This is a genomic window from Candidatus Egerieousia sp., assembly GCF_056211015.1.
This window is the reverse complement of record NZ_JBAELF010000088.1, coordinates 25,282-34,639: the sequence shown is the minus strand read 5'-3', so window position 1 is coordinate 34,639 and position 9,358 is coordinate 25,282. Positions and strand designations below refer to the sequence as shown.

Sequence of the window (9,358 nt, the reverse complement as noted above, 5' to 3'; positions counted from 1 at the left end):
CAAGAACGGCGGGGATCCACCTCTTCCCATTCCGAACAGAGAAGTTAAGCCCGCTTGTGCCGATGGTACTGCATCCGATGTGGAAGAGTAGGTAGTTGCCAGCTTTCAGGAGCTCAGAAGAAATTCCGGGCTCCTTTTTTTTGCACTCGGATATGTCTGCAAGCGGGGCCTCGCGCTGCGCAAGGAGAATTCCGCTACTTTCGATTGTTCAAGTATGGCTATCAGGTATTTAACAAAAAAAAGAGAGTGACTTAGTCACCCTCTTTGATATGTCAGGTTTTGTGAAGCTTTATGCGAGTTTGTGGATTGCAAGTCCGCTGCGGAGCTTAGGCTCGAACCATGTGGTCTTTGGTGGCATGATGTTGCCTGTATCTGCTATATCAATGATCTGTTTCATTGATACTGGATACAGTGCGAATGCTGCTACCATTTCGCCTGAATCAACTCTCTTCTTGAGTTCGCCGAGTCCTCTGATACCTCCTACGAAGTCAATTCTGTGTGAGGTTCTGAGGTCCTTGATGTCAAGAAGCTTGTCAAACACGAGGTTGGAAAGAACTGTTACATCAAGAACGCCGATAGGGTCTGAATCGTTGTAGGTTCCTTCTTTTGCCTGGAGGCTGTACCAATTGCCATCGATGTACATTGAGAAGTTGTGGAGAGATGTTGGTTTATAAATATCGGTTCCTTTCTTCTCTACGATGAAGTCCTTTGACAGAGCCTCTATGAACTGCTCCTTGCCCATACCGTTAAGGTCCTTGATCACGCGGTTGTAGTCAATTACCTTGAGGTGGCTTTCAGGGAAAACAACTGCCAGGAAGAAGTTGTATTCTTCATTTCCTGTATGGTTAGGGTTGTTCTCTTTCTTCTCAAGACCTACGCGTGCTGCGGCAGCTGTACGATGGTGACCGTCGGCTACATAGAACGCAGGGATAGTGGCGAAAATCTCTGTGATGCGCTTGATGGTTTCCTCGTTATCTATTACCCAGAAATGGTGACCGAATCCGTCTTCGGCTGTATAATCATACTCTGGAGCACCTTTGATCACATTGGCAACTATTGCGTTGATCTCTTCGTTGTCGGGATATGCAAAGAATACAGGCTCAAGGTTGGCGTTCTGGTTGCGTACGTGAATCATACGGTCGTCTTCCTTCTCTTTTCTGGTGAGCTCGTGCTTCTTGATGGCACCTGTCATATAGTCCTCTACGTTTGCTGCTACAACAAGACCGTACTGTGTGCGGCCATCCATAGTCTGAGCATATACGTAGTAGTTCTCTTTCTTGTCCTGAACAAGCCATCCTTTCTTCTGCCACTCCTTGAAGTTCTCAACAGCTTTGTCGTAAACCGGCTGTGAATGTTCCTCTGCAATAGGGTCAAAATCTATTTCGGCCTTGATGATGTGAAGAAGTGATTTCTCACCTGCCTCAGCCTTTGCCTCAACTGAGTTGAGCACATCGTAAGGACGTGAAGCAACCTCGCTTGCTATCTCTTTCGGAGGTCTTATGGCTGCAAATGGTTTTACTCTTACCATTGTTATTTCTATTATGGAGTGTTATTAGAATTTGTTTACCTGGAATTTTGTGCAACCCTCGGTGAAGAATTTCACAATCTGGTTTGCAGCTGCAAGACCTGCATTAACGTTAGCCTCTGCAGTCTCCGCACCCATCTTCTTAGGTGTTGCAAATACTCTGTTGCCGAATTTGGCCTTGAGCTCGTCAATGCATGCAGGAGCTACGTCGGCAATGTATTTGAGGTCTTCCCTCTCTTCCAGAACCTTCAAGAGTTCAGGCTCGTTGATAACTTCCTTGCGGGCTGTGTTAACAAGGCATCCACCTTTAGGCATCCTTGAAACGAGATTGTAACCGATTGAACCCTTGGTCTGCTCTGTTGCAGGAATGTGGAGTGAAACGAAGTTGGAGTTGGCGTAGAGATCTTCAAGAGTCTTTGCAACTGTTACACCTTCCTTCTCCATTGCCTCTGCAGGAACGAATGGATCGTAAGCCATGATGTTCATTCCGAATCCCTTAGCGTGGTTGGCTACCAGACGTCCAACGTTTCCGTATGCCTGGATACCGAGAGTCTTGCCCTTGAGTTCGGAGCCTGTTCCCGGTGTGAGCTGGTTCCTTGAAATGTAGATCATAAGGCAGATGGCCAGTTCGGCAACTGCGTTTGAGTTCTGGCCAGGAGTGTTCATGGCAACGATTTTGCGCTCTGAGAGGGCAGCAAGGTCAAGATTGTCGAAGCCTGCACCTGCCCTTACAACTATCTTGAGGTTCTTTGCAGCGGCAACAACATCCCTGGTGACTTTGTCTGAACGTACTATCAGGGCGTCTGCATCTGCAACGGCTGCCAGAAGCTGGTCAGCGGAAGTGTATTTTTCAAGTCTTGCAAACTCGTGGCCTGCACCTTCAACTATTTTCTGTATTCCTTCTACAGCAACTTTTGAGAAAGGTTTTTCTGTAGCTATAAGAACTTTCATCTTTATGTTTTTTAGGATTTATAATTATACACCCCGATAGTTTCATCAACTATCGAGGTGCAGTGTTATTTGAATTATTTATGGAGTTCTTCGAATTCCTTCATTGTAGCTATGAGAGCCTCAACAGCCTCTACAGGGCAGGCGTTGTAGATGGATGCTCTGAAACCGCCAACTGAGCGGTGGCCCTTGATGCCAACCATTCCGCGCTCCTTTGCGAATGCCATGAATTCATCCTGCAGAGCCTCCTTGCCAGGAGCCATTACAAAGCATACGTTCATGATTGAGCGGTCCTCCTTTGCAGCTGTGCCAACGAACATAGAGTTGCGGTCAATCTCGTTGTAAAGCATCTCGGCTTTCTTTTTGTTGATCTTGTTGATTGCTTCAACTCCACCAAGGCCTTTGAGCCATTTGAGTGTCTCGTGCATTACGAAGATTGAGAATACAGGAGGGGTGTTGAACATTGAGTGGTTCTTTGCTTCCTCTGGATAATGGGTTCTGTAATCAACCATTGTAGGGAGAACGCGCTCAACCTTTCCGAGAATGTCCTTTCTTACGATAACGAAAGTAACGCCTGCAGGACCAACGTTCTTCTGGGCACCACCGTAAATCATACCGTATTTCTTTACGTCAACAGGACGGCTCATGATATCTGAAGACATGTCGGCTACCAATGTTACAGGGCAGTCGATATCTTCCTTGATCTCTGTTCCGTAAATGGTGTTGTTGGTTGTGATGTGGAAGTAATCAACGTCTGTAGGAATTGTATATCCTTTTGGAATGTAGGAATAAGTCTTGTCCTCGGATGAAGCAACAACTGTAACCTCACCGAAGTTCTTTGCCTCCTTGATGGCTTTCTTTGCCCAAACGCCAGTCTGGAGGTAAGCAGCTTTCTTGTTGAGAAGGTTTGCAGCTACTGTAAAGAACTGTGTTGAAGCACCGCCGCCAAGGAACATGATTGCATATTCTTCAGGGATGTTGAGGAGGTCTCTCCAAAGCTGCTCTGTCTCAGCCATGATTCTCTCCCAACCTGGAGTTCTGTGTGAAATCTCAAGAATACCAATTCCGGTGTTGTCAAAATCGCGGATAGCCGCAATTGCAGACTCGATGGCCTCTTTAGGGAGTACACATGGACCTGCGTTGAAGTTATAAGCTTTCTTCATTTTGTATGTTTGTTAAGTTTATATTAGTTATTATAAATGTTTGCTTTTTTGTCTTACAGAACGGAAATCACCTCCACGTTCTCAATAGGAGTGTCCTTTTCGCAGTAGTGGCAGTGAAGTTTGATTGAGCCGTTGTTCTGCCTTATTGTTGTGAATATGCTCTTGATGGGCTGATGGTTTGTGACGCATTTCGGATTGGAGCATCTGGCAATGCCTTCGATTCTGTCAGGAACGGTTGTCCTCTTTTTCTCCACTACTTCGTAATCCTTTATTATGTTTGCGTTCGCGAGCGGTGCCACAAGGGCTATCCTGTTCAATTCTTCATCCTTGAAGTATTTTCCTGAAATCTTTATGATTGCTTTCTTGCCAAGAAGTTTGCTGTCCAGGTTGGTTCCGAAAGTAATAGGATGCTGGCAATGACTCAGATCAAGTATGTTTATTACCTTGAAAAGCTGTGTTGCCGGAATATGGTCAAGTACGGTGCCGTTCTCAATGGCGCTAACCTTTAATTCTTTCCCTTTTTGCTCCATTTTACTGAAAAATATAATAATTTGTAAAGATACTCTTTTTTTTGGGATTTGTTACAATAGATTTGAAAGCGAATGATACGGAAACAGCAGAGTTTGTTATCTTTGTACAGTAAAGTAATCGTAATTCTTATTCGTATGAAAAAAATACTGCTGTTTCTGGCTTTGGCCGCATGTGTCCTTGTCTCTTGCAATGAAAATGACTTGAGTGACAATCCTCAGGAACGGGCCGCTCAGGAACTGGCTGTGAGAGTTCTTGGAGAAAAGGCCGCCTCTCATTTCAAGTTCACCCTCTGTTCTGATTCAATAGAGACTTGTGATTCCTTCACCCTACGGCAGAAGGGCCGGAAAGTGGAGATTGTGGCCAATAACGCCAATTCTATGGCTGTAGGACTGAACTATTATCTGAAATATTATTGCAATGCGGAATACGGCTGGCTGGCAGGCGATGATCCTGTTCTTCCTGAAAGATGGCCGGATGTTGATGAGCCTGTTACCATAAAGGCGCGTGTTGCCGACAGATTCTTCCTGAATTATTGTACATACGGATATACGATGCCTTGGTGGAGATGGTCCGACTGGGAGCATTTCATTGACTGGATGGCAATGAACGGAGTGAATCTGCCTCTGGCTATCACCGGCCAGGAGTCCATCTGGTATCAGATATGGATGGAGATGGGCCTGAGCGACGAGCAGGTGCGGTCATACTTCACAGGACCAGCGCATCTGCCTTGGCACAGGATGCAGAATATTGACCGCTGGGGAGGCCCGCTCCCTCAGAGCTGGCTTGATGCACAGCTTGAGCTGCAGAAGCAGATAACCGAACGTGAAAGGGAACTGAACATGAAACCGGTGCTTCCTGCTTTTGCGGGGCATGTTCCAAGGGAGTTGAAGGAGATTTATCCTGATGCTCCTATGACAGAACTTGAGCCATGGGCCGGATACACTGCGGAATATGCCTGCACGTTCCTCGATCCTATGAGCGAACTTTATACAGAGATTCAGAAGAAGTTCATAGAGAAGGAAACCGAAATATACGGAACCGACCATGTTTATGGTCTGGACCTTTTCAACGAGCTCATGCCACCAAGCTGGGAGCCTGATTATCTTGGAAGAGTGAGCCGTCAGGTGTACGAGTCCTTGAAGGATGCGGATGAAGATGCGGTGTGGCTCCAGATGGGATGGCTGTTCTACAACGAGCGCAAATACTGGACCAATGACAGGGTGGAGGCTTATCTCACTTCGTTCCCTGCTGACAATCAGCTGCTTCTTGACTATTATTGTGAGAAGATGGAGGTCTGGCAGAGAACAGAATCATTCTACGGCGTTCCATATATCTGGTGCTATCTTGGCAATTTCGGCGGCAATACCAATCTGGTTGGGCAGATGCGTGAGATTGACAGCAGAATTGAAAACACATTCGTTAACGGTGGCTCCAATTTCAGGGGTATTGGCTCAACACTCGAGGGTTTTGACTGCAATCCTTATGTTTATGAATATGTTCTGGAAAAAGCCTGGGACATGCCTTTGACAAAGGATATTCCAGCCTGGACCAAGGCTCTGGCAAACAGAAGAGCAGGCGTTGTTGATCCATTGGCTCAGGAGGCCTGGACTGAAATCATAGACAGCGTTTACGTTGACTTCTCCTCACCCGGACAGGCTTGTTATATAAACCAAAGACCTAATATCAAGAAGTCCAAGGCTTATTATACAAACGCAAGACTCAAGTATGACAACAGTCATCTTGAAAACATAATCGGTAAGCTGCTTGAGGTTGACGGCCGCGGGAATGCATACAATTTCGATCTCACCAATCTTACCCGCCAGATGCTTGCCAATAAGTTCGGAGAGTTGAAAATCCAGCATGATACGGCATATATGACCGGAGACAGCGCTACGATGCGCAGGCTTCAGCCTCAGATGCTGGAGATAATGAAGGATGCAGACAAAGTGCTGGCAACTCAGAACTATTTCCTCCTTGGCAAATGGATTGACGATGCACGCAGCTGGGGCACTGACGATGCCGAAAAGGATTATTTCGAGAGAAATGCCAGGAACCTGCTCACATCATGGAGCGATGCCGACATGCTACTGAATGACTATGCTTCCAGAACCTGGAATGGCCTTTCACTCACATACTATATGCCTCGATGGGAGATGTTCTTCAGGTACATAAACAAGGTGATGGATGAGGGGAAATCCTGGGACGATGCCGCGTACTCCGACTTCAATTCAGAATGCACCGCTTATGAAAGGAAGTGGTGGAATGAGTTCATAGGTACATTCAACGCCAGTCCTGCAGGTGAAAGCAAGACCATTGTTCAAGAAATCTACAACAAATATTGCAAATAAAAAATCATTGTCATGAAACGCTTCCTGTTATTGATTCTGCTATGTCCAGTATTCGCATTTCAAAATGCAAATGCGCAGGATTATGCTCTTGAGGTGCTTCCGGACAAGGAAGTCATCTATATAAAGAAGCTGGCTCTTCCTGGTAATCTTTCGGTCAAGGATCTGCTCCTGATGTATCCGAGCATACTTATCAAGAATGCGGAGAGCGCCATTGACCGATATGAGATACAGCTTAATGACAAGACCATCAACTCGGCCAATGATGAGATACTTGTTGCCACAAAACTCAGTGAAATTGAAACGATAGAGATTTCATCCTCACCATCAGTGACACAGCAGAAGAATGGTCAGGGAGGAGTTATTAATCTGGTTTTGAACAAGCCTGATGAAGATGGCCTTTCTGGTTCGGCTTCACTGTTCACTTTCACCTCAGTCAATATCATGCCTGCATTGAATCTGGATTACAAACGTAGCGGTCTGCTGATACGCAGCAAGTTCAACTTTGAATACTACAACGTAAAAAAGGACTATGAGATAAATGAACAGGATGTCTTAAGTGAAGTTGTCAGCAAAAAATGGGTGAGGAATAATTATTGGGATCAAGCTGCGAAAGTGGATCTGGTTTATACTTCTCCAAGCGGTGATAATGTTTTTAAATTCTGGTTAAGTGAAGTGACCGACAGAAATGAAACTACAACACATGTCAATCAGCACCGGATTCTTGACAAGACTGCTGAAATGGGGGAAGGCTGGACACTCAATGAGTATTCTGAATCAGAAGACAAGATAAGGACCAGAATGTTCACCCTCAGAGCAGCTGCACAGTTCGAGCATTTCTTTGGCAAGGATCACAGGATAAAGCTGGCTTGCGATTACGATTATTCGCGCATGAAGGATATCAGGAATCAGGACAGGGAACAGACCATATATCCGAAAAACTTTCAGGCTGAGATGCAGTACAAACTGCCGTTGCTCAGAGGCAGTTACAGCCTTATCATGGAAAGCGGCTTGAACTATACAGGCAGTGCGGACAAGGTGTATGCTCAGAAAAACAGTTCGGTGTATGCATCACCATATCTCAATTTGAAGTACAAGCATGCTGCCTGGGCCATAAATGCCGGTGCCAGGTACCAGCACTACAAGTATTTGAGTGCGCGCAATGACTGGACTTTCAACCTCAATATGGTATGGCAGATGCTTGACCATCATGCCTTGAGATTCATTGGAACAAGGAATATTACCAGGCCTTCGGAAAGCATGCTTGACCCTTCATTGATTAATAACCCTCTGGATGGTTCCTGGCACTTCGGAAACCCAGACCTGAGGCCGTCCTCCATATATACAGCTGCCGTAAAGTACATTCATGACTGGATACAAGGTTCAAGTTCGTTCATATTCGCATTTGGTCTGGGATATTATTATACACACGACGGAATAGAAACGATAACTGTGAGAAGAGACCCCCGTTTGATTCCATACGTGACTTTTATCAACAGCAATATAAAGAGAACGTTGTTTGCTGATTTCAATCTGATATACAAGTATGATATTTTTTCATGCACCTTTACCGGAAACTTTTTCAGAAGCCGTGAGCAAGGGTTTGATGATTCGAAGGCCAGATACAGATATTTCAACCTGTCATTGTCCCCTGTGTTCAAATTCAGGCATCAGTGGTCACTGAGCTCAAGAATGATTTACAACAGCAGGGTGAAAACCTTGAATTCAACGGAGGGCGATTGCTTCTTCATGAGCATGAACCTGAACAAGACATTCGGCCAGTGGTCATTGTTCGCAGAAATGGCGGATATATTCGGATACAAGACCTGGGATAAGACTGTCAGTGGTGAAAATCATGTCATGAATACAGGTTATCACCTGTACAATAGGCATGTGGCTCTGGGATTTACGTATGAATTCTAGCGGATTCCAATCTTATCTGAAGCCGAGCAGGTAGGATATGATAGCCATTCTTACGTACATTCCGTTCTTAGCCTGTTTGAAATAGTAGGCGAACGGAGTTTCATCAACATCCTGCGCTATTTCATTGATTCTTGGAAGAGGGTGGAGGATTTTCATGTTCTCCTTTGCCCCTCCGAGCATTGATGCTGTGAGCGAGTAGCAGTTCTTCACCTTCTCATACTCCATAGGGTCTGTGAATCTTTCCTGCTGCACTCTTGTCATATAGAGTATGTCGGACTGGTTCAGGCCGTCCATAAGTTCTGTGGTTTCCTTGAACGGGATGCCTTTGGATTTGAGGAACTCCTTGTACTCATCGGGCATTGAAAGTTCCTTTGGCGCAGTGAATGTGAACTTTGGCGATTCAAACAATGAAAGAGCCTGTAGAAGAGAGTGCACGGTTCTTCCGTATTTGAGGTCACCCACCATATCTATGTTTATGTTGTCCAGCCTTCCTTGTGTTTTGCGTATTGAATAGAGGTCAAGCAGAGTCTGTGAAGGATGCTGGTTGGCACCGTCTCCTGCATTTATCACAGGGACACTTGCAACTTCGGAGGCATAACGTGAACTTCCCTCAAGAGGATGTCTGATAACAATGAGATCAACATAGTTGGAAACCATCTTTATTGTGTCCTTGAGGCTTTCACCCTTGCTCACACTTGTGTTTCCTGCATCTGAAAAGCCGATTACTCTGGCTCCCAAACGGTTTGAAGCTGTCTCAAAACTGAGCCTTGTCCTGGTTGAAGGCTCGAAGAAAAGAGTTGCAATGACTTTGCCCTGCAGTATGGGCTGATTGGGATTCTTTTCGAAATCGGCTGCAATGTCAAGGATATGAAGAATCTCATCCTTGGAAAAATCGTGGATTGAAATCAGACTTTTAGGCATAT

General features: G+C 45.5%; 7 protein-coding genes and 1 rRNA gene. 3 read left to right on the top strand and 5 right to left on the bottom strand.

Annotated elements, in window-relative coordinates; all coding sequences use genetic code 11:
* Positions 1 to 104, top strand: a 5S ribosomal RNA gene (rrf, locus tag AC06L3_RS06640); the annotation flags it as partial.
* A 185-nt stretch (positions 105 to 289) separates the two neighbouring features.
* Here rrf and AC06L3_RS06635 read toward each other — a convergent pair.
* The 4 genes from AC06L3_RS06635 to pyrI all read right to left on the bottom strand — a co-directional run bounded on the left by AC06L3_RS06635 (position 290) and on the right by pyrI (position 4,166).
* On the bottom strand, positions 290 to 1,528 hold the full coding sequence (locus tag AC06L3_RS06635; RefSeq protein WP_475669838.1) for a DUF1015 domain-containing protein: 1,239 nt from the start codon (positions 1,526 to 1,528) through the stop codon (positions 290 to 292).
* A gap of 24 nt (positions 1,529 to 1,552) precedes the next feature.
* Positions 1,553 to 2,476, bottom strand: a complete 924-nt coding sequence (locus AC06L3_RS06630; protein ID WP_475669837.1) for an NAD(P)-dependent oxidoreductase — start codon at positions 2,474 to 2,476, stop codon at positions 1,553 to 1,555.
* A 74-nt stretch (positions 2,477 to 2,550) separates the two neighbouring features.
* A complete protein-coding gene (serC, locus tag AC06L3_RS06625) occupies positions 2,551 to 3,636 on the bottom strand; it encodes a 3-phosphoserine/phosphohydroxythreonine transaminase (RefSeq protein WP_475669836.1) in 1,086 nt (361 codons plus the stop codon).
* Between the two features lie 53 nt (positions 3,637 to 3,689).
* Entirely contained in the window at positions 3,690 to 4,166 is a 477-nt protein-coding gene (gene pyrI, locus AC06L3_RS06620) for an aspartate carbamoyltransferase regulatory subunit (RefSeq protein WP_475669835.1), read from the bottom strand.
* A gap of 135 nt (positions 4,167 to 4,301) precedes the next feature.
* On the opposite strand from pyrI, the gene AC06L3_RS06615 reads away from it, so the two are divergent.
* Positions 4,302 to 6,515 carry an alpha-N-acetylglucosaminidase gene (locus tag AC06L3_RS06615; RefSeq protein ID WP_475669834.1) on the top strand — a complete coding sequence of 738 codons (2,214 nt, stop codon included), beginning with the start codon at positions 4,302 to 4,304 and terminating at the stop codon, positions 6,513 to 6,515.
* Positions 6,516 to 6,527: 12 nt separating this feature from the next.
* Positions 6,528 to 8,435, top strand: coding sequence for an outer membrane beta-barrel protein (locus tag AC06L3_RS06610; RefSeq protein ID WP_475669833.1), 1,908 nt, complete (start codon positions 6,528 to 6,530; stop codon positions 8,433 to 8,435).
* Between the two features lie 12 nt (positions 8,436 to 8,447).
* On the opposite strand, the gene pyrB is transcribed toward AC06L3_RS06610, so the two are convergent.
* The gene (pyrB, locus tag AC06L3_RS06605; RefSeq protein WP_475669832.1) at positions 8,448 to 9,356 is read right to left on the bottom strand and encodes an aspartate carbamoyltransferase; all 909 of its coding nucleotides are present in this window, start codon (positions 9,354 to 9,356) and stop codon (positions 8,448 to 8,450) included.
* Positions 9,357 to 9,358: the final 2 nt, after the last annotated feature.

Excerpts from the sequence above, each read along its gene's own strand:
- AC06L3_RS06635 (WP_475669838.1), bottom strand. The coding sequence starts at position 1,528 with ATGGTAAGAGTAAAACCATTTGCAGCCATAAGACCTCCGAAAGAGATA.
- AC06L3_RS06630 (WP_475669837.1), bottom strand. The coding sequence starts at position 2,476 with ATGAAAGTTCTTATAGCTACAGAAAAACCTTTCTCAAAAGTTGCTGTA.
- serC (WP_475669836.1), bottom strand. The coding sequence starts at position 3,636 with ATGAAGAAAGCTTATAACTTCAACGCAGGTCCATGTGTACTCCCTAAA.
- pyrI (WP_475669835.1), bottom strand. The coding sequence starts at position 4,166 with ATGGAGCAAAAAGGGAAAGAATTAAAGGTTAGCGCCATTGAGAACGGC.
- AC06L3_RS06615 (WP_475669834.1), top strand. The coding sequence starts at position 4,302 with ATGAAAAAAATACTGCTGTTTCTGGCTTTGGCCGCATGTGTCCTTGTC.
- AC06L3_RS06610 (WP_475669833.1), top strand. The coding sequence starts at position 6,528 with ATGAAACGCTTCCTGTTATTGATTCTGCTATGTCCAGTATTCGCATTT.
- pyrB (WP_475669832.1), bottom strand. The coding sequence starts at position 9,356 with ATGCCTAAAAGTCTGATTTCAATCCACGATTTTTCCAAGGATGAGATT.